Source organism: Paraprevotella xylaniphila YIT 11841 (assembly GCF_900683745.1).
GTDB classification, from domain to species: domain Bacteria; phylum Bacteroidota; class Bacteroidia; order Bacteroidales; family Bacteroidaceae; genus Paraprevotella; species Paraprevotella xylaniphila.
Window position 1 is genome coordinate 2,063,770 of record NZ_LR215980.1, and the last position, 21,308, is coordinate 2,085,077.

Consider the following 21,308-nt stretch of genomic DNA (forward strand, 5'->3'; position numbering starts at 1 on the left):
TGAATATTTATAAGTTAAATCAATTCTTCTCTTGCCACGCCATGCGTTGCACATCCGCTCCCGAAGGTGATTGGAAAACCCGCAAGTCGAACTCCGGAATCACTGCCAGGACATGGTCGAAGACATCGGCCTGGATTTCTTCATAAGGAATCCAGTCTTTCACCGTCGAAAAGAAATACAGTTCCACAGGAATTCCCCTGTCCGTCGGCTGCAAATGGCGGACCATGCAATGCAGTTCCTGATTGGTATAAGGCAAGCTCCGCAAGTATGCCGTCAAATAAGCCCGGAACACCCCTAAATTGGTCTGGCGGCGGCCATTGACCTTTACGGTATCATCGATGGAATGAGCCGCATTATAATCCTGCAAATCCTGTTCTTTCCTTTCTATATAGTCTTTCAGCAAACTTATCTTGCGAAAACGCTCCAACATCTCCGGCGTACAAAACTTCACACTGCTCATATCTATATTGACAGACCGTTTGATACGACGTCCGCCGCTTTCGCGCATCGCATTCCAATTCTGAAACGAGTCACTGACTAAGACGTATGGCGGTACCGTGGTCACGGTATTGTCCCAATTACGGACTTTCACGGTGTTCAGCGTCACTTCCGTCACGACCCCGTCGGCATCATATTTGGGCACTTTTATCCAATCTCCCACTTTCAGCATATCATTGGCCGACAACTGTACCCCACTGACGAACCCCATAATGGTATCTTTAAAAACCAACATCAAAACAGCAGCCGAAGCACCTAATCCAGCCAACAGCGAAACGGGATCCTTATCTATCAGCTCGCTGAGCATGATTATACCGCCCACGAACCATGCCACCACCTGAAGTGTCTGCAACAAACTCTTCAAAGGACGGTTCCGAAAGGCTTCCTTATCGCTATAGACACTATAAACAGCCCTTAAAAAAGCATGAATAAAACCCAAAAAAGAAAGAACAATAAATACAAAACTGATTCGTCGGACAAAATCAACCGTACTTCCATTCGTATCGGCAAAAACTACGGGTACAAAGCAATATATCACCACCGGCACCACCATACGGCTCAACCGTACCATCACCTTATGGTCGAATACCACATCGTCCCACGTAGCCTTGGTATGCTTCACCAAACGAGCCACAGCCTTCAGCAAGAAACAACGGCAAACCGCATCAGCCAGAAAAGCTACACCTACCAACAAGACCAACATGACTCCGTGCGTCAAGACACTAGCTACCGAAACCAATCCCCACGAAGCCAACACGCTTGTCAACCATCCTTGCAAGTCCATTTCCATCATTCCGACACGTCCGGATTTTCTATTTCAAACACTCCAGATAGCGCTTGACGGTCTCTTCCAACCCGAGATACAAAGCGTCACAAATCAGTGCGTGACCGATGCTTACTTCATCAATCCACCCTATCTGTTCATGCATGTATTTCAAGTTCTCCAAGCTCAAGTCATGACCGGCATTCAGCCCTAACCCCAAACCGCGAGCCGTCCGTGCTGCCTCCACGAAAGGACGGACAGCATCCTCCGGACTTCCTGCATAAGCCGAAGCGTACGGCTCCGTATAAAGTTCCACCCGGTCCGCCCCCGCTTTTGCCGCATATTCCACCATCTCCGCTTCGGCATTGACAAAAACGGAAGTACGAATCCCTTTTTCCTTAAATTCCCCTATGATCTCCGTCAGAAACGAAAGATTCTTTTTCGTGTCCCAACCCGTATTCGACGTAATCTGGTCGGGGGCATCGGGCACCAATGTTACCTGTGTGGGTCGTACTTTCAACACCAAATCATTGAACTTGTCCACCGGATTGCCTTCGATGTTGAACTCCGTACGCAAAACAGCTTTTAGGTCATACACGTCCTGGTAACGGATGTGGCGCTCATCGGGACGGGGATGCACCGTGATGCCCTGTGCCCCGAACTTTTCACAATCCAATGCCACCTGCACGACGTCCGGATTATTGCCTCCCCGCGCATTACGCAGAGTAGCCACCTTATTAATGTTCACACTTAATTTCGTCATTTCTCTTTCAATTATAATTTGTCACCAATAGGGCAAAGTTAGAAAAAAATACTATATTTGCGGCTCTATAACCGCAGTAAAAGTCTTAATTAATATTAGGAGAATGGCAGAAAGACTCAAATTCGCCCTGTTCGGCAACATCTATCAAGCTAAAAAGTCGGCTTCGGTCAAACAACTCATTTCCTTGTTGACCGCCCGTGGAGCCGAACTCTATATTGACACGGCTTTCTACACTTACCTTAAACAGGAACTTCATTTCGATGTCATCCCTACCGGACTAATATCAGACAGCGACTTTCAGGCTGACATCGCAGTCAGCATGGGAGGTGACGGTACTTTTCTGGCCGCAGCCAGCCGGGTGGGAAATAAAGACATACCTATATTAGGAATCAACATGGGGCGGCTCGGCTTCTTAGCCGACGTGTCTCCGGAAGAAATCAATGAATGCATCGACGACATCTACAACCACACATACAAAATTGACGAGCGTAGCGTCATCGAAGTAAAATACGAAGGTCCGGAACTCTCCGGATACCCATACGCCCTGAACGAAGTGGCCGTCCTGAAACGGGACAATTCCTCCATGATTTCCATCCGGGTGGAAGTGAATGGCGAATTTCTGGCCACTTATCAGGCTGACGGCCTCATCATCAACACGCCCACCGGTTCCACCGGTTATGCCTTGAGCGTAGGAGGCCCCATCATCGTGCCCCAATCCGGTACATTCTGCATTACACCCGTAGCCTCCCACAGCCTGAACGCACGCCCCATCACGCTCCGCGACCAAGTGGAACTTACCCTGTCGGTAGAATCCCGCAACCATAATTTCCTCGTGGCTATAGACGGACGCAGCGAAGCCTGCACCGAAGCCACACGCCTCATCCTTCGTCGAGCTCCTTATAATATAAAGGTATTGCAACGCAAGAACCATTCGTTTTACTCCACCTTACGTGAGAAACTCATGTGGGGTGCCGACCCAAGGGAAGAATCATGTTGAACGCCTTTCGCTCCTCTACGTCAACCTATTCCACCCTACGTTTGCTCCAATGGCTGTGGAATATCCTGCGACACCACCGACTGCAAACGGGACTGAACACCCTGCTCGGCTGTTCCACCGTATTGTTGGATTTCATGTTCATCGCTGCCACCAAATGGACCATCGACATCGCGACCTATAAAGCCCCCGGAAGTTTATCCATAGCCGCCGCACTACTCATCGGTATCCTGTTGTCACAGCTCTGCATCCATTTCGCTTCACGTTGGGTCAAGGCCATTTTGGGAGTCAAGGCACAAAACCACATGCAACGATTCTATTTCGACCGTTTGCTCCACAGCGAGTGGAAAGACCGGAACCGACGCCACAGCGGTGACCTCCTGAACAGGCTAGAGCGAGATGTCACCGACGTGGTGAATGCCGTCACCGAAACGGCTCCTTCCATTATCGCCGTGTGCATACGGTTGGCAGGCGCGTTCTTATTCCTGTATTCCATGGATGCTTCATTGGCTTGTCTCACTGTGGCCATCATTCCGCTCTTCATGGTATTGAGCAAAGTATATATGAAACGTATGCGCAAACTGACCCGCGAAATCAGGAATACGGACAGCCGTATCCAAAGCATACTGCAAGAAACGATACAGCACCAGATGATTGTACAGACATTGGAACAACAGTCCGTTATGGTACAACGGTTGGATAACATACAACAGGACTTACGTGACCAAATCAAGACGCGCACCCGCTTTTCGTCCATCTCCTCGTCTTTCCTCAGTGCCGGATTCATGGGGTGCTACCTCGTGGCCTTTCTTTGGGGAGCCGCCCGGCTGCACGAAGGGACGATCACCTACGGCATGATGATAGCCTTTATCCAACTTGTAGGACAAATACAAGGACCGTTCCGGGACATGAGCCGTTTCATTCCTATTTTCGTCAATGCTTTTACAGCCGGCGAACGCCTCATGCAATTGGAAGAAATCCCCTTGGAAAAGTATCCCGAAGGAACCCGGATGGGTTCGCCCTCCGGCATACGCTTCCATCAGGTCTCATACGCATACGATAAGGGAGGCCGCCACGTGCTGCAAGATTTCACCTACGATTTCCCGCCAGGCAGCCATACGGCCGTGATAGGGGAAACCGGTGCAGGGAAAACGACTTTAATACGCCTGATGCTTTCCTTAATCCACCCCACTGCGGGAAAAATCATATTATACGACAACCATGGCAGGCAATCCGAATGCAACGCAGGTACCCGCTCCTGCTTCACATACGTCCCACAGGGAAACACCCTCTTTAGCGGTACCATACGGGAAAACCTGTTGCTCGGCAACCCGCACGCCACAGATGAAGAGATGCAAGCCGCACTTGCCCACGCCTGCGCCGATTTCGTATTCCAACTACCCGAAGGCCTGGACAGCCGTTGCGGCGAACAAGGCACGGGATTAAGCGAAGGACAGTCGCAACGTGTTGCCATCGCCCGCGCTTTACTGCGTCCGGGCGGTATATTACTATTCGACGAAGCCACTTCCTCACTCGACACCGCAACCGAGAAACGGCTATGGCAAAATATCTGTAGCCATTATGGCGATAAGACCTTGATTTTTGTCACTCACCGGATGAACATCATTACATCAGAAACACGCGTATTGAAACTCTGCAAATAAAAAGGAAAAACTTTGGCCAACCCACGCAAAAACACTATCTTTGCCCCGAAACAGGTGTCCTGTCTGCCGATCGGCATTCCGGATGAAAAGGGAATCGGGTGGAAATCCCGGACAGTCCCGCTGCTGTAAATTCCAGAAAGCGTATCAAAAGGAAGACTCATACCACTGCCTCAAATCCATCACGGGGTCGGGAAGGTTTTTGATACGGGAATAAGTCAGAAAACCTGCCTGTTCAAACTGCGGCATCTCGCTTCGAGGGTTAGGCGATGATTCCACTCAGATTCTAAGAACCGTCTTTTCTATCACAAGGATCGGCTTATTTCGTCCGCAACATAACGGACGAATGTGGCACCTTTCAGAACATGACGCTTGGAAGATGCCTGTCACACGATAACGTTTATTTAACCCCCTCCAAAGGCCGAAGCGATTCGCCCTTGCGTCTGCCATGCTATCTGCTATCAATCAATTTTACCAGACGCAGAAATAAACGGAAACGATGGAGACAGACAGAAGAATTCACATTCAAAAAAATGACGTCCAGAAGAAAATTTCTTCAGGACGTCATTGATTTTATCTACCGGACATTCTTAAAAAACAAGAATAAAATAATGATACAATGAAAATTTAGGGATTTTACTACTTTATTCTCTTGCAAAAAATTAACTTTGCATACTATAGGAATACAATGTTCAAAAAAGGAGGTGAAGAAACAGACAGTAAAATGAATGAGACGCAAAAAAAGGACAGCATGCTCGACAAGGCTGCATTTCATTAATCCGAGTAAGAATCTACCGCGTTGGAATACGCGGCATATTAACAAACCGAGAAAGCGTTCCATTCCATAACTTGAAATGAACATATAAAATATTGAGCTTTTAGCTCTTGTTCTTCTTTTGTCGAATACCGCCAAACATTCACTGCATAAGAACAAGCAGACTGGGAGTTCACGCCAATAAGGCGTGAGCTATTTTGTTGCTTGTATGCAGAAGGTCACTTGGCGGTAACCCAACAAAAGGCAATCTAAAGAATGGTTGCACGCCTTTTTCATAACCCAAACATCAATATGAAAAATATATTACTTGTATTATTAACCACCTTCTGTATAGGACAGAAGACCTTTGCTTATGACTGTGCCGTTGGCGGAATTGCCTATAACCTAAATTACAATACAGCCTCCGTAACTTATTTTAGTATGGAGTACAACCACGGTTACTATTTCCGAGAAGTCAAAATCCCAAGCCACATAACATACGACGGAACGACCTACACCGTTAACACGATTGCAGAAAATGCGTTCATCAACTGTACCAAATTGACATCCATCACAATCCCGAGCACCGTCACTTATATCCATGGCGAAGCATTCGCCGGTTGCAGTTCACTATCCGAACTGACCATCGAAGACGGTAAACAACCATTATTCCTGGATGCCAAAACCACCGGATTTAAATATTACAGAGAGGGGGTGTTTGCCGATTGCAGAATAAATAAATTATACCTTGGCAGAGACTTGCAGTACAACGAAAGCGAAGAATGGCCTTCAACACAATACTACCCTCCGTTTTACAATGATGTCCCCAAAGACAACAAAAACACACTATACGACGTCACCATAGGAAAGGATGTCACGACAATCCCGTCCCAACTGTTCTACTCTTTTGAGAGACTATCTTCCATCACCCTGCCAGATTCCCTCCAAACGATAGGACGCACCGCTTTTGCGAACACAGGCATCTCGGACATTGAAATTCCACAAGCCGTCAAGAGTATAGGTTCCTACGCTTTCAGCGGCTGCAAGAAGTTATGTACCGTCGTATTGCCGGACTCTGTTTTTTCGATAGAAGAAGGTACTTTTTATAACTGCGAACAGTTGATTACCATCAATCTGCCGCCCTGCTTAAAGACGCTTGCTCCTTCTGCTTTTTCGGGTTGCAAACGGTTGAATACGGAAATCCCTGTCGGAATGGACAGTATAGGTCCGGGGGCACTGAATAATTGCTCTTCACTAACCAAACTGTGGATACCCAACGTGGGAAATGCCGACTTCGGACTTGCAGGATGTACAAGTTTAGACAGTATCAATATCAGAAGTGCAAAAACAATACCTAACGGCCTATTCTCAAACCTGCCTGCCCTCAAATACTTGGAAATACCATTTACCCAAAACAACCTGGGCATGTTCTTTGGCAGTTCATGCGACAACACAAAAGGCGAATACCTCCCCATCACCCAATACTCCGAAAACGGAAAGAGCCACACCTACTATATCCCTAAGGCATTGGAAGAAATCGTGATTGCAGACGGAAGCGAGACATTGGCATACGGAGCATTCTATAATTGCTCCATGCTTAGAAAAGCTACATTGCCAAGCACCCTGAACGGCATTAAAGAAAAAGCATTCTACGGCTGCGAAGGGCTGACGGACATATACGTAAAACGCGCCCTGCCTCCCGTTGCCTACTCCGGGACATTCGAGGGGGTAAATTTGTTCGCCTGCACCTTACATGTACCATACGGAAGCAAACAATACTACGAGAAAGCCACTGGATGGAAAGACTTTTACTTCATAGAAGAAGAGGCGCCAATAAAGATAGACGTGACGAAAAACATAATGAACGCTGGAGAAATACTCGGGCTCACGGAATACCAATATGGCGACAATGTAGAACTTGAAGCCATAGCCCATAGTGGATATACGTTTTCCGCCTGGACTGAAAACGGAAACATACTGACTACCGACAGGCTATGTTCATTTGTTGCAGAAAGCAACCGAAAGCTGATAGCCGTATTTGTCCCTACTCTCGACTCCAACCTGATACAAGCTTCCCCGGAAAACACAAAAGTCAGCTTTACGTGGGAAAAAGAAGCGGACGCAGCGTCGTATAAACTTACCGTATACGAGGACGCAGCAATGACAATCGTAGTCGGAAGCCAAAGTTTTGACGCCAATGGAAATATCTTATCACGAAGTACCTCCGATTCAATCTCTACCGTATTTAAAAATTTGACAGAACAACATGATTATTACTACAGTCTCAAAACTTACTCGAAAAACGGAGAAGTACTATCCCATTATATAGGATTGTTTTCCACGTCATCTGAAACAAGCATCCAAAAGATGGAAACAAACGGACACAATCCGGACATTACCGGTTATTACGACCTCAATGGACGGAAACTGGATGCCCCCGGAAAAGGCATTCACATCATCCGCTATTCCGACGGGACGACACAAAAACGGATCGTGGACTGACGTTTCCCGTCCCTCTCATCCCCATGCGGCCACCCTTTGCGTATGCAAAACGGTGGCCGTAAAACTTATACAAACGACACTTTGAAAGCGCACCCTTCCGGTTAACCTTCAAAAAGGAAGCAAACCATACGGATTTCAGCCATTCATTGGGATTCAAAGCCCGTAATTTAGAGTAAAATTTCGCATAAACATGCAAGAAATTCCTCTTTTCTCTGCATAAATCCTGCATATATGCAAATCAATCTCAGCCGAACGGAAATTCATTCGGCTGAAAGCGATTTTCCGTTCGGCGCACAATGAAAGCAAGTCCTACGCCAACCATGCCACAAGTCGTTGGAAACGGGAATAAAAACAAGCCGTAAACCGTCTTTCCACCTCTAATTGAAACGGAAACACCTCCAAAAACAGAAAACAGAATGACAACGAAACAGGCTCACCGCTTTCCCGACCGTAAAACCGTACGCACAAACCTCCGGCACGGCCGACAAAAGAACGGGACAAGACCTTCTTTCGTTACAAAACGATAAAAAACCGCCGCACGAGAATCCGTTATTTCCATCCCTCCCCTCTTCCGGACCGAAATAACGGATTCTCGGACAACCGGATTTAACATTTTGACACTTTGCCCATGCCGTGCCACTGCATAAAAAGTGGTATATTTGTACCGTCATGCCACCGGACTGTACAGGGGTCGCCATCGGCATACACAAGAAACAAACCGTCAAACCGCATCATCATGAAACAATCCATCGTAACAGGCATGGGAGAAGCCTTGTGGGACATGTTGCCCGAAGGCAAGAAAATAGGAGGCGCACCGGCCAATTTCGCCTACCACATCTCGCAATTCGGAATAGACAGCCGGGTAGTGAGTGCCGTGGGAAGGGACACGGCGGGGAGCGAGCTATTGGAGAACTTACGGGACAAATCGCTGAAAGGACTTATTGAGAAAACGGACTTCCCCACAGGAAGCGTAGAGGTGGAAGTGGACGAAAAGGGCATCCCCTGCTACAACATCCGGGAAGACGTGGCATGGGACCATATCCCCTTCACGCCGCAAACGGCAGAACTGGCCCGCCAGACGCAAGCCGTATGTTTCGGTTCGTTGGCCCAACGGCATCCCGCCTCACGCTCCACCATCCACCGGTTCCTTGACACCATGCCGGACGGGGACGGGCAATACAAGATATTCGACATCAACCTCCGGCAAGGTTTCTACACACAGGAAATCATCTCCACCAGTCTGCAAAAGTGCAACATCCTTAAAATCAACGACGAAGAACTCGACATCGTGACACGTCCGTTCGACTTGCCCGGCACGAATCAGGAAGGAAGATGCAGGACGCTGCTGAAGCGATACGCGCTGAAGGCTTTGATTCTCACCTGCGGCGCACGAGGCAGTTTCGTATTCACCCCGGAAGAAACATCCTATCGAGACACCCCGAAAGTGGAAGTGGCCGACACCGTAGGTGCAGGCGACTCCTTCACAGCCGCCTTCACGGCCGCCATCCTTTCCGGAAAAAACATCCGTGAAGCACACCGCCTCGCAGTGGATGTTTCAGCTTACGTATGTACGCAAAAAGGAGCCATGCCCCTGCTCCCCGAGAGATTCACGAAACAGATATAAGATGACGGGACAAAAAGAAGAGTGTGCCGCAAGAAACACATCCCTTGCGGCACACTCTCTTTCACAATCCCATATCTCACTCGACTTCCCACTCGAAAACACCGGCCGAATTGTCCTCCGGCAACACGACTTCCAACTTCATGGCCGTAGTCTGCACCGGCGTGAATTCCACCGTGTTGGGCACGCCTTTTTTCGTCCCGTACGTGACGGTTGCCGACACCGGTGTCCAACCGCCCTGTCCGTCCTTGTAATACAGTTTCCAACTTTGAGGCACTCGGCAACCACCCCACGGCTCGTCATCGAACCAATATACGGTGGAGGAAGACACTTTGGTCGGTTTCGGGAACTCGTAAGTAATCCACTCCGTCGAGTTCTTTTTCGGCCACCAATGATAGTAGGCCATGGAACGGTCGTTTTCATCCACTGGCACCAAACGGTCGTTAATGGCAGACAAGGCCGTAGTCTTGTGCGAAGCGTCCACACGGCTCTCCGAGGCCAAGGTTGCCGGCATGGACGGGCTTGTCGCGCTCACCTCCTGCGGCAGCCATACCATCATGTTACCGGTTCCCCTGTGCGCCCAGGCATAATAAGGAATAAGCGTCAGTTCGACATCCGAAGCCGTCAGACGGCCTTCGGCATCATAGCCCAACACCTGCGCACCCGTCTTGATTTCCGTCAGGCCGCAAAGCATATCCGGTTTCTCTACCGTCTCGAACTGCGGGCGGCGGTTCACCAACACACTCATGATGTCGAAATCATTGTCGGGCCACTCGGCACAGTACACCAACGGGCCGCGCTCCACAGCCACACGCCCGCGGTCGGCCTCCACTTTGGCGTGTGCTTTCACCACGCGAGGTTCCATGTCGAAATGCACTTCCACCTTGTCGCCCTTCTTCCATCGGCGTTCTATCGTGAAATAACCGTCCTGCAATCCGCTTTCCACCGGTTGGCCGTTCACTTTCACACTGTATCCCAAACGCTTGCCGTCGCTGTAACGGTACAAATCGCTCGGTACGACTTGTCCGCGCACCCAACCGGGGATACGGATTTTCAGGGCAAACACACCGGCCTTGTTCTTCTTCACACTCACGGCCACGTCGCCATCCCAAGGATAACGGGTCTGCTGCTCCAGAACAACACTCTTCTTGTCCACCTCAAGGTTGGCTTCGTTGGACATGAACAGGTTGACATATACATCCTTGTCCTTCACGGCATATACATAACCGGGCAAGGAAGGGATGAAACGGCAAATGTTGGACGGACAACAGGCGCAACCGAACCAAGGCTGGCGCTGATGCTGCCCCCGGCTCTCCAACGGATTGGGATAGAAGAAACCGCCGCCGTCCAGCGAAACGCCCGAAATCAGCCCATTATATAAGGTACGTTCCAATACATCATAATATTTGGATTCCCCGTGCAGGAGGAACAAACGGTAATTGACATAGACGTTGCCGATGGCCGCGCACGTCTCGCAATAAGCCGACATGTTGGGCAGTTCGTAATTCGCACCGAAAGCCTCGCCGTTGGCCGTAGCCCCGATACCGCCGGTGATGTAATACTTCTTGCCCACGATATTGTCCCAAATCCGGTCGATGGCATGGATGTAAGCCGTATCGCCCGTGAGGGCTGCCACATCGGCCATCCCGGCATACATGTAAGTGGCCCGCACGGCATGCCCCACGGCTTCGTCCTGCTCCACCACGGGCTTGTGCGCCTGGCTGTAAGCGTCGCGCCGAGAAGTATGGCCGCGTTGGTCGAGGAAGAACTTCGCCTCGTCCAGGTACTTGCGGTCGCCCGTCACGATATAGAGTTTGGCCAAGGCCATTTCGGCTATCTGATGGCCGGGCACACGTACCAGTTGCCCCTCCTCCGGACCGATTTCACGGCACACGCAGTCGGCATAACGGATGGCAATATCCAGAAAGTTCCGTTTTCCCGTGGCCTGGTAATGCGCGATGGCACCCTCCACCATGTGACCGAGGTTATAAAACTCGTGGCTCAAATCCTCCACTTTTTCCCAACGCCGGCTTCCCGACCAGGCGTGCGGATGTTTGGGGTTCATCGTGCGGCTCGTGTACAGATAGCCGTCCGGCTCCTGCGCTGCCGCCACAATGGCCAGCACGCTGTCGATATACGACTTCAGCTTCTTGTCCGGATAGGTCTGCAACAAATAGCTTGCGCCTTCTATCGTCTTGTACACGTCCGTATCGTCGAACGGAAGACCTTCCACCTTGTAATTTTCGCTTGGATGAGCCGCTTTGACAAAGTTTTCATACCGGCCGGACTCTTCGCATTTACTGAAGGCCAAAGGAATCGTAACCTCACGACTCGCCTTCAAGCGTTGTCCCCAAAAGGAATCCGTCACCTTGACGGACGTGAAAGGTACGGGAGAATAAGGATAACCGTGGCGCACGTCTTGCGCCTGCATGTTCCATGCCACGGAGAACACACAAACGGCAGTCAGCAATCTTTTCTTCATGGTGAGTTAAGATAATTTTATTGGTTTCGTGGGCAAAGTTAGCAAAACTAATTATCTTTGCAGCATGAAACCATAAAATTATTAACCCATGAGAAACAAAATCTTCTTTTTGAAACGAACCGCATGGACTTTCTGCACCGTTGCTTTTTCCATTGCCATCCACGGGCAAAACACGGCACAAATCACGGAAGTGCCGTTTACCCAAGTACAAATCCAGGACGCGTTCTGGTCTCCGCGCATCGAGACGAACCGCACGGTGTCCATTCCCTCGGCTTTCCGGGAATGCGAGAAGAACGGACGTTTCGACAACTTCGCCATCGCAGGCGGACTGAAAGAGGGCGAGCACCGGGGCGACTTTTCGTTCGACGACACCGACCCGTATAAAATCATCGAAGGGGCTTCTTATTCGTTGGCCGTGAAGTACGATGCACGTTTGGATGCCTATCTGGACAGCGTCATCGGACTGATTGCCGCCGCGCAGGAATCCGACGGTTACCTGACCACTTGCGTGACCAACCGTTGTACCCGTCTTTCGGGTTGGTGGGGAACACACCGTTGGGAGAAAATCAACAGCCACGAACTTTACAATTCAGGACATCTTTACGAAGCTGCCGTGGCACACTATCGCGCCACGGGCAAACGTTCCCTATTGGACGTGGCTATCAAAAACGCAGATTTGGTATGCCGTGTATTCGGCCCTGATGAAGGACAGAAACATGTGCCTTCGGGACATCCTATCGTGGAAATGGCACTGGCCAAACTCTACAAAGTCACCGGAAAAGAAGAATATCTCCGTACAGCCCGGTATTTCGTGGAAGAAACGGGACGGTGCACCGACGGGCACGCTCCCAACGCATACAGCCAGGACCACAAGCCCATCCTCGAACAGGATGAAATCGTAGGCCATGCCGTACGGGCCGGTTACCTGTATTCCGGTGTAGCCGACGTGGCCGCACAGACCGGAGACACGGCTTATTTCCATGCCCTTACGCGCATTTGGGAAAACATGGCCGGGCGCAAGCTCTATATCACGGGCGGCATCGGCTCCCGTGCCCAAGGCGAAGGCTTCGGCCCGGATTATGAACTGAACAACCATACGGCCTATTGCGAGACTTGCGCCTCCATCGCCAACGTGTACTGGAACCACCGCATGTTCCTTGCTACGGGTGACTCCCGGTACGAGGATGTACTGGAACGTGCTCTCTACAATGGGGTAATTTCGGGCGTGTCGCTCAGCGGCGACCGCTTCTTCTACGATAATCCGTTGGAAAGCATGGGGCAGCATGGACGGCAAGCTTGGTTCGGTTGCGCCTGCTGTCCGGGCAATATCACCCGTTTCATGGCTTCCGTTCCTAATTACATGTATGCCACACAAGGCAAGAATGTCTTTGTCAACCTATATATACAAAGTACGGCCAATCTCTCTACGTCCCAAAATAAAATAGAAATCCGCCAGACGACGGATTATCCATGGGACGGGAAAATCTGCATGGCCATACATCCAGAGAAGAAGCAGACCTTTGCCCTGCGGTGCCGCATACCGGGATGGGCACAAGACCGTCCGGTACCGATCGACCTGTACCACTACACCGGAAAAGGGAAGGGCTACACCATACAAGTCAACGGAAAGGACGTGGATTTCCATGTGGAAAACGGTTATGCCGTCATCTTGCGGAAATGGAAGAAAGGCGACACGGTGCAACTGGATTTCCCGATGGACGTACGCCGGGTGGAAGCCCGTGTCGAAGTGGAAGACGACCGGGGAAAAGCCGCCATCGAACGGGGCCCCATCGTCTACTGCATAGAAGACAAAGACCAACCGGACAGTTTGATTTTCAACAAATTCATTCCTACCGGGACGGCAATCTCCGCCACTTACGCCCCGGACATGCTTAACGGCATCGTCACGTTGGAAGGCACGGCCCAAGCCGTCGGACGTGACGGAAAGACGACTGACGTGCCGTTCAAAGCCATTCCTTATTCCGTATGGAACAACCGTGGCGCGGCACAAATGGCCGTATGGATTCCCACATCGCCGGAATATGCCCGTCCCGAACCTTTGCCGACCATCGCCAGCCGGGCACGCACGCTGACGATTCAAGCACCTATCCAGAAAGATGCTCCGGAATCCGCAGCCACGGAGAGTTGGGCTTGGGGCGTAAACGACCAATGGGAACCGAAACGTTCGTCGGACACGTCCAAACCTTACCATTACTGGTGGCTCAAACGCGGCACGGAAGAAACGTTGGCCTACGACTTCGACCAAGCTTACACTGTATCGGGCGTAGAGGTATATTGGTTGGACTTCGACCACTACGACGGAAACTTCCGTGTGCCGGCCTCGTGGAAACTCTATTACAAAGACGGCGACAGTTGGAAAGAAGTGGAAGCCATTACGCCGTACACCACAGCCAAAGACACCTACAACCGTCTCGACTTCAAACCGGTAAAGACCACCGGACTGAAAATCGCCGCGCAACTCCAAAAGGGGGAATCGGGCGGCGTGCTAGAGTGGAAAGTTATTCCGGCCACTGAATAACCCCAGTCACAATACCTCTGTCGGCGGTTTGTCCGTGTTTGGGAACAAACTGCCGACATATATTTCTAAACATACCTTACGGCACATCCCCCGTTCCGCTATACGATGTACACTCTCATGGCTTACCCCCGTCCTCTCCTTTCCTTATCCGGCTCAAAGTCTGCGGCGCCATGTTCAAATAAGAAGCCAAATGCTTCAAGGATACGGCCTGTAGCCTTTTCCCTTCCCACTCCATCATCCTCCTATAACGTTTCACCACATTGCCGTCGCACAAATAACAGTTCCTCATCCAAAGCCTCCTGACGTAACGGGCATACCAACAGGCCATTATTTTATCCCATAAAACGACCTTATCAGACAGCACCGGCACAACTTCCCCACTTAACCTCCAAAGCACCGCATCCTGTTCCGCATATACATTCCACACCATACCCTGTGCCTGTAAGAACCAATCCATGCAGACTAAATCATGCGGAACGGCAAAGCCGAAAACACGTTCCGGACCTTCATGACTACTGTCTTTCATCCCGATACGAAGCATGCCTTTTTCCACCCAGAAGAGTGCTTTCGCTCCCCCTGCCACAACCTGTTCATTCTTTCTCACCATCAGTCTCGTCCAATTACGGTTCAACAACGTACGTTCCGCATCCGAAAAGACATGGTTCTTCCCGAAAAAGGACAAATATTCATTGATAAGTTCTTCTGTGACTTCCGCAAATCCTTCCATCCGTTAAAAGATTAAGTAATGCAAAGATAAGGTTATTCCATCCATTTGTAGGCCAATAATCGACCAATCCAGGACGAAATTCGTTCAAACTTCACTTTGTCTTCCGAAAACCGGTCAATAGAGACAAGAATGAATCCAAGTTCATTTTCGGGGCAAAAAATGAATTTGGATTCATTTATTCGTTTTTTGCCACGTTTTTCTTCCCTCTTTCTTTGGACATACTCATGAATATGCATTATTTTGTCAACGTAATACTCACTTTTCTAAATTAAAAGCCTATGAAAGCAAGAACCTATCAATTCTTGATGACTGCGTTACTTTTTCTCTTTGCTATGGAAACCTATGGGCAAAGTGATGAAGACAAAGAGGAGGAAATCATTGAAAACACATATCATGCGGGTATTGTAAAGCAAGAAACCGATTGTTGGTGTGTATACGCATGTTTACAGTCCATCAAATCCTCATCTCAATGCTCTGAATGTGAAAAATACATCCAAGATTTTCTACTGAATGACTATAGGAATGGAAATAACCCTTATCCAGAATCGTTCATGAGCAATGAAGATTTCAGAGCAGCCATGTATCTATTCGACTCATGCCAAGTCACCCCTTGTAATGGAAGAGAATTCGCGGAATTTGGAGCAAAAGTCAGCGATTTGGAAGCTTTTATTGGCTTCAAAATCAATTATACCGACCTTTGCAACCTATTTCAAGTCAACAATCACGGCCCATCTTTATTAGCCGTCTCAATAGAAGGGGAACACGCACATTGCGTAGCTATTTACTCATCTAAGGTATATGACAGTGTCAACAATGAGAAATCTACCGTGACCATCATGGATCCTGCAATAAATAGTACAAAGGAATTGACTTTTAAAGAATTTGCTGACACATACCAAGAGTTCTATAGTCCAACACCCATATATTAAGTCTAACTTTAAAAAAGAACAAACATATGAAAAGAACAACTTATCTTATAATGCTATTCACCATAATCGGAGGATGCATCGCTTGCAGCTCGGAAGTTCCTGCGGTTCAATCCAGTAAGACATTAACAGATGATTTCGTGCAAAACCACAAGACCAAGGCCTCCGAACTCATCACTCCACAAAGCAAATTGCTCACTACGGTGGAAAAAGCAGCACAACAAACCATCCTCAAAAGGATGGATTTGGATTATCATCCTACCAAAGATATCATGACAGACTTAGGGATTCTCATGCAGAAAGGCACTCCACAGACCAACTACACCTCTGTGAAGTTTGTACCTGTCATTACAGCACCGTCCACCTCTGCAGAACGTAAAAAGACACCGTTCTTATCCACCAACTATGAAATGGCATGGATGTACGGAAAAACCATTGAGGGGGAAAATATCTATTTCGAGGCAGAGTATACAGACTGGAGCAAATGGGAACCCGACAAAAACGGACAAGCCTACAAATATGATGTAGAAAGACTGGGACAAGCCGTCGTTGACTCAATGAACGAAAGAAAGCAAAACCGGACAGGACCTTTCCGTTGGCAAATCACTTATTATCCTAAAGGCAGCTTCATGTACAAGCTTATTGAATACGCCCGGCAGCATTCCGATGACGGTTCGTTCTTCGTCATCACATCCGGACCGTTCCATTATTGCAAGATCTGTTACTTCAAAAACGGGAAAGTGTACAGGAGTTTCCAATATTCCGACCAAGAGGGAATAGAGCCGGAAGAGCTATGGCTTTGACCTTACGTTTCAAAGGATAGTCCGTTCTTTGGGAATACCGTTTCAGCCGAAAAAGCAACCATGCACGGACAATCCTTTTCCTTCTGTAACGAAACTAACAAAAAACATCACGACATGAAAACAACCCTCAAAGCCATAGCCTTTTGCCTCGCATTTCACTGCATGCCGCAACCGGGTGTTGCACAAACCGTCCCGGATACCTTATATGGAATAATAAAAACCCGAAACCCGTTTGCACTCTCTCGCCAGAAACGCGAAAGATTACAGAGAAAAGCGGAAAAGAGATGCCAACGATACTTGGACAAATATGGCAATTCCGACCTTTCCACATGGGACAGGGCAGACCGCATGGATTACCTGCACCACAAGGCCGTGAAAGTCATCCTGATTCTGGCTCCCGACTACTACCGGAGCTATGCTTACCCGGTCATTAAGGAAAGAATGGCACCCCAAAGCTAGGGCAATGAGAAAAGAGCATACTGTTATGAACTCACCTATTATTATGATGCCCGGCAAGAAGAATGTGCAGACAATAACCGGTTGGCCACAGTGCGCATCTGGAAAGAAAACGGCCAGCCATGTACATTATCCGCAGGACCGTTTGAAATCGGCAATGTCTTTTCCCCGCCCCATTGGGAAAAACAAACGGAAGAAGATGTACGGAACGGAAAAGAGAAACTTTATCCTTATGCCATTTTTCGTTGGGATGGCAATACTTTATACTGAAAGACGCAACTAATCCCCACAAAACTTGGCCTTTATCAAATGATTTCCTTATTTTTGTAGATATGAAAAATAAGGAAATCATGACTCTAACTTACATCTACCACAGCGGCTTCATGCTTGAAGGCCTATCGGCCATCCTGATTTTTGATTTCTGGCGGGATGCAGACAACGGTATCGTGGAACGGACACTGTCCACAACGCATAAACGCGTCTACTTTCTGGCCAGCCATTTCCATCAGGACCATTTCAATCCGGAAATCCTGAACCTGCCCGTACCCCACGGGGAAAAGAAAGTCATCCTCTCCCGCGACATCTACCGTCGGCGGCGTGCCGGAACGGAAGGCGTAACGGCATACCTGAGACGGAGAGAAAGCTACCGCGACGACCTCATCACGGTACATGCTTTCGGTTCCACCGATTCCGGCGTATCTTGGTCTGTTCATATGGAAGACAAAGACATATTCCATGCAGGCGACCTGAACAACTGGCATTGGGCAGACGAATCCACGCCACAGGAAATCAAAAAACGGGAAGGTGACTTTCTGGCTATCCTGAACGACATCCGAAAGGAATGTACGGCTTTCGACTTGGTAATGTTTCCCGTAGACCCGCGTTTGGGCAGCGACTTTGCACGTGGCGCACGTCAATGGCTGCAACACATCCCCACCCGTTATTTTGCACCGATGCATTTCCCTCCGGCCCACGAAACGGCCATGGCATTCGGTCCGGAGGCGGAACAAATGCAAACCAGTTTCCTCTACATTCAAGAGGAAGGAGAGGCCATCGCCCGGTTCTGACCGGGTTTGCACATCCGGAAGAAAAGGCTTACCTTTGAAAATAAAAAGCAAAATTACAGCAAACTTACAGCCTATGAAATTTATCTCATGGAACGTCAACGGCCTGAGAGCCTGTTGCGAAAAAGGATTTAAAGAGTCTTTCGCCGCCTTGGATGCGGACTTCTTTTGCCTGCAAGAAACAAAGATGCAGGAAGGGCAGCTCGACTTGGAGTTTGAAGGCTACCGCTCCTACTGGAACTATGCGGAAAAAAAAGGATATTCAGGCACGGCTATCTTCAGCCGCCATGCCCCACTCAATGTCACATACGGCCTCGGCTTGGAGGAACACGACAGGGAAGGACGCGTCATCACGCTTGAAATGCCTGACTTTTTCTTAGTCACGGTCTACACGCCCAACTCGCAGGACGGGCTGAAACGTCTGGATTACCGTATGCAATGGGAAGAAGCATTCCGCGCCTATCTCTTGCAACTGGATACCCGGAAACCAGTCATCGTCTGCGGCGACTTGAACGTGGCGCACCGCGAAATCGACCTGAAAAATCCAAAATCGAACCGTAAGAACGCTGGCTTTACAGACGAAGAACGGGAAAAATTCGGCATCTTGTTGGACAGCGGTTTTACAGACACGTTCCGTTTCTTCTATCCCGACCGCGAAGGCATCTACTCGTGGTGGTCTTACCGTTTCAAGGCCCGGGAAAAGAATGCAGGGTGGCGTATCGACTATTTCTTAGTGTCCAAACGACTGGAAGCGCAACTCAAAAGCGCAACCATACACACCGAGATTTTCGGTTCCGACCATTGCCCGGTGGAGGTAGACTTGTTCTGACCCGTCAGCCACTTTATATCGAAAAAGAGCCGTTCCCGTATGCCTTTGCACACTCCGGAAACGGCTCTCTTCGTATCTGGCAGGTATTACCCCAATACCCTGCGTGCCCCTACATACCGCCGGTCATAATAGCCATCGGAAGAAGAATTGATACAAATACCTTTGCGCCCTGCATGGATGAATTCAAACTCACCGGTTTCTTCATCCACATCCGTCACGATACCCACGTGCCCGATGGTCTTCTTGGAACGCGTACCGGTGAAAAACACCAAATCCCCTTGCTGCAAGTCGCGGCGGTCGTCTATCTTGACTCCTTCTCTAAACTGGGAACGCGAAGAACGCGTCAAACAGATATTCAAAGACTTAAAGACATAAGTAGTGAAACCGGAACAATCAAATCCGCGCTTAGGATTCATTTGCCCGTAACGGTAAGGCACTCCGATAAACTCTTTGGCTTTCTCTACGACATCTTGGCCGGTGACTGAATCCTCCCTTATTTCTTCCGATAATAACGTCTGGGCAGAAACAGGGGACACACCAAACAAAGCACACAAGACAAGCAGAGACCAAAGAAACCGCATCATTATTTTAATGTTAATTTTAAGGGTTCAACATGAAATTCGATGCCAAAAATACACCTTTCCATGCAGAACCCCAATAAATTACACATCTTTTAAGAGCCTTTAAGGCTATGGACATCAGTGAACCGTAACCATGGTAGCCCCGAACCCATACTCGCGGAACGAAGCATCCTGATAGGTACAACCTTTGTAAGCACGTTTCAATTCTTTCAAGAGTTCGCTGCGCAACACGCCTTCCCCCTTACCATGGATGAACACTATTTTCTGTCCTTTGTTTTTCAGATTCTCGTCCATCACACGGCGGAACTCTTTTATCTGGCAGTCCAACATCTCCTTGTTGGAAAGCCCGGCGGTATTGTCCAACAATTCATTGATATGCAAGTCTATTTCTATGATGCCGTTCTTCGGTTGCTCCGCCTTGCGGGCCGGCTGACGCACCGGACGCTCGTCGGAAGCCTTTTTCAGCAAGGCATCCTTTAATTGTTCAGCATTGACAAAAACCGTACGGGCTGGCACGTCATCCTTCACCACGTCATACACCAAGGCATTTTCTTCAAAGAAATCAGAGGGTTGGAACGTGTGCAACTTATAGAACTTCACGGTGTCTATCCGCAGTTCCACCTGTACGGCCGGTTTGAGCAGAAAAGTCTTCTCCTGTTTGTAGGCCAGGCATTGCACACAGACGCGCTCCATGTCGTTCAACACCGAACGGTCGAATTCCTCCATGAAGAGTTTCGTGTTCGGTTCCACCGTCCCTTGGAAACGTACGCGCCATCCCTCACCCTCCACACTCATGTAAAGGAAAGTGACGTAATAGTTACTGTCGTTCACCAAATAAGCCTCGAAAGACGTTGTGGTCATTTCTTTGGGATTCATCGGCACGTAAGCCAGAAAAACGTTCAGCTTGTCACCGTTCCGGCGTTCCTGTGGTTTCGGTACGAATGTCACAGGACGGTCATCTTCCTCATCTTCATCACGAAACGGCCTGGCTGCCCGCTCCCCTACGAGTTTCTTCTTGTCGTGCGTACCGGTGTTCACCTTGGCAATGTTATAATCGTCAGTCTCTACCACGACACACTCACGCACGGACATCGGGATGTCGAAACCGTCTTCATCCCGCACCAGCACCGTATCTTTGTCTTGGAAGCCGCTCACTATGCCGCCCCCCACTTCGCTCAAGAACCTTACTTTATCTCCTATTTTCATATCTTCCATGTTTTATTCGTGAAACAAATATACGGCAAAGCGCAAAGAGTACAAAATCCGACCGCCGCCTTTATGCTTTTTTATCCCAAATCCCCGCCCTGCTTCGGCAAATATGCCTAACTTTGCCTCTTTAAAACAA

General features: G+C 49.1%; 17 protein-coding genes and 1 riboswitch. Of the genes, 11 read left to right on the plus strand and 6 right to left on the minus strand.

All coding sequences use genetic code 11. The annotated features are described in order from the left end of the window. Positions 1-19: 19 nt before the first annotated feature. Complete coding sequence (locus E0E47_RS08855; protein ID WP_130893492.1) at positions 20-1,291, minus strand: mechanosensitive ion channel family protein; 1,272 nt, start codon at positions 1,289-1,291, stop codon at positions 20-22. Positions 1,292-1,310: 19 nt separating this feature from the next. Next, positions 1,311-2,024, minus strand: coding sequence for a pyridoxine 5'-phosphate synthase (locus E0E47_RS08860; RefSeq protein WP_008626836.1), 714 nt, complete (start codon positions 2,022-2,024; stop codon positions 1,311-1,313). 103 nt (positions 2,025-2,127) lie between these two features. Here E0E47_RS08860 and E0E47_RS08865 point away from each other — a divergent pair, with 103 nt between their 5' ends. From E0E47_RS08865 to E0E47_RS08890, 4 genes are all read left to right on the plus strand, one after another. Continuing rightward, the gene (locus E0E47_RS08865) at positions 2,128-3,021 is read left to right on the plus strand and encodes an NAD kinase (RefSeq protein WP_008626838.1); all 894 of its coding nucleotides are present in this window, start codon (positions 2,128-2,130) and stop codon (positions 3,019-3,021) included. Beyond that, positions 3,015-4,682 (plus strand): ABC transporter ATP-binding protein, encoded by a 1,668-nt coding sequence (locus E0E47_RS08870; protein ID WP_367400915.1) that lies wholly within the window; start codon positions 3,015-3,017, stop codon positions 4,680-4,682. Before E0E47_RS08865 ends, E0E47_RS08870 begins: the two co-directional genes overlap by 7 nt. A gap of 35 nt (positions 4,683-4,717) precedes the next feature. Beyond that, positions 4,718-4,928, plus strand: a riboswitch (cobalamin riboswitch). A gap of 817 nt (positions 4,929-5,745) precedes the next feature. Next, positions 5,746-7,935 carry a leucine-rich repeat domain-containing protein gene (locus E0E47_RS08880; RefSeq protein ID WP_172604683.1) on the plus strand — a complete coding sequence of 730 codons (2,190 nt, stop codon included), beginning with the start codon at positions 5,746-5,748 and terminating at the stop codon, positions 7,933-7,935. A gap of 736 nt (positions 7,936-8,671) precedes the next feature. Then, on the plus strand, positions 8,672-9,559 hold the full coding sequence (locus tag E0E47_RS08890; protein WP_130893495.1) for a carbohydrate kinase family protein: 888 nt from the start codon (positions 8,672-8,674) through the stop codon (positions 9,557-9,559). 76 nt (positions 9,560-9,635) lie between these two features. On the opposite strand, the gene E0E47_RS08895 is transcribed toward E0E47_RS08890, so the two are convergent. Further along, entirely contained in the window at positions 9,636-12,038 is a 2,403-nt protein-coding gene (locus tag E0E47_RS08895; RefSeq protein WP_130893496.1) for a glycoside hydrolase family 127 protein, read from the minus strand. Positions 12,039-12,126: 88 nt separating this feature from the next. Between E0E47_RS08895 and E0E47_RS08900 the strand changes: the two genes are divergently transcribed. Further along, complete coding sequence (locus tag E0E47_RS08900; protein WP_130893497.1) at positions 12,127-14,577, plus strand: glycoside hydrolase family 127 protein; 2,451 nt, start codon at positions 12,127-12,129, stop codon at positions 14,575-14,577. 115 nt (positions 14,578-14,692) lie between these two features. On the opposite strand, the gene E0E47_RS08905 is transcribed toward E0E47_RS08900, so the two are convergent. Further along, positions 14,693-15,304, minus strand: a complete 612-nt coding sequence (locus tag E0E47_RS08905) for a Crp/Fnr family transcriptional regulator (protein ID WP_130893498.1) — start codon at positions 15,302-15,304, stop codon at positions 14,693-14,695. Between the two features lie 278 nt (positions 15,305-15,582). Here E0E47_RS08905 and E0E47_RS08910 point away from each other — a divergent pair, with 278 nt between their 5' ends. The 6 genes from E0E47_RS08910 (at position 15,583) to E0E47_RS08935 (ending at position 19,382) form a co-directional block, all read left to right on the plus strand. Continuing rightward, positions 15,583-16,233, plus strand: coding sequence for a hypothetical protein (locus tag E0E47_RS08910; RefSeq protein WP_130893499.1), 651 nt, complete (start codon positions 15,583-15,585; stop codon positions 16,231-16,233). Between the two features lie 26 nt (positions 16,234-16,259). After that, on the plus strand, positions 16,260-17,033 hold the full coding sequence (locus E0E47_RS08915; RefSeq protein ID WP_130893500.1) for a hypothetical protein: 774 nt from the start codon (positions 16,260-16,262) through the stop codon (positions 17,031-17,033). 114 nt (positions 17,034-17,147) lie between these two features. After that, positions 17,148-17,492 (plus strand): hypothetical protein, encoded by a 345-nt coding sequence (locus E0E47_RS08920; protein WP_130893501.1) that lies wholly within the window; start codon positions 17,148-17,150, stop codon positions 17,490-17,492. Between the two features lie 4 nt (positions 17,493-17,496). Then, the gene (locus tag E0E47_RS08925) at positions 17,497-17,772 is read left to right on the plus strand and encodes a hypothetical protein (protein ID WP_130893502.1); all 276 of its coding nucleotides are present in this window, start codon (positions 17,497-17,499) and stop codon (positions 17,770-17,772) included. A gap of 67 nt (positions 17,773-17,839) precedes the next feature. Then, positions 17,840-18,556, plus strand: coding sequence for an MBL fold metallo-hydrolase (locus E0E47_RS08930; protein WP_130893503.1), 717 nt, complete (start codon positions 17,840-17,842; stop codon positions 18,554-18,556). Positions 18,557-18,629: 73 nt separating this feature from the next. Then, positions 18,630-19,382 (plus strand): exodeoxyribonuclease III, encoded by a 753-nt coding sequence (locus E0E47_RS08935; RefSeq protein ID WP_008626853.1) that lies wholly within the window; start codon positions 18,630-18,632, stop codon positions 19,380-19,382. A gap of 86 nt (positions 19,383-19,468) precedes the next feature. On the opposite strand, the gene E0E47_RS08940 is transcribed toward E0E47_RS08935, so the two are convergent. Both E0E47_RS08940 and E0E47_RS08945 read right to left on the minus strand, forming a co-directional pair. Next, the gene (locus E0E47_RS08940; protein ID WP_008626854.1) at positions 19,469-19,966 is read right to left on the minus strand and encodes a C40 family peptidase; all 498 of its coding nucleotides are present in this window, start codon (positions 19,964-19,966) and stop codon (positions 19,469-19,471) included. 114 nt (positions 19,967-20,080) lie between these two features. Beyond that, positions 20,081-21,169, minus strand: coding sequence for a DUF2027 domain-containing protein (locus tag E0E47_RS08945; protein ID WP_172604684.1), 1,089 nt, complete (start codon positions 21,167-21,169; stop codon positions 20,081-20,083). Positions 21,170-21,308 lie beyond the last annotated feature (139 nt).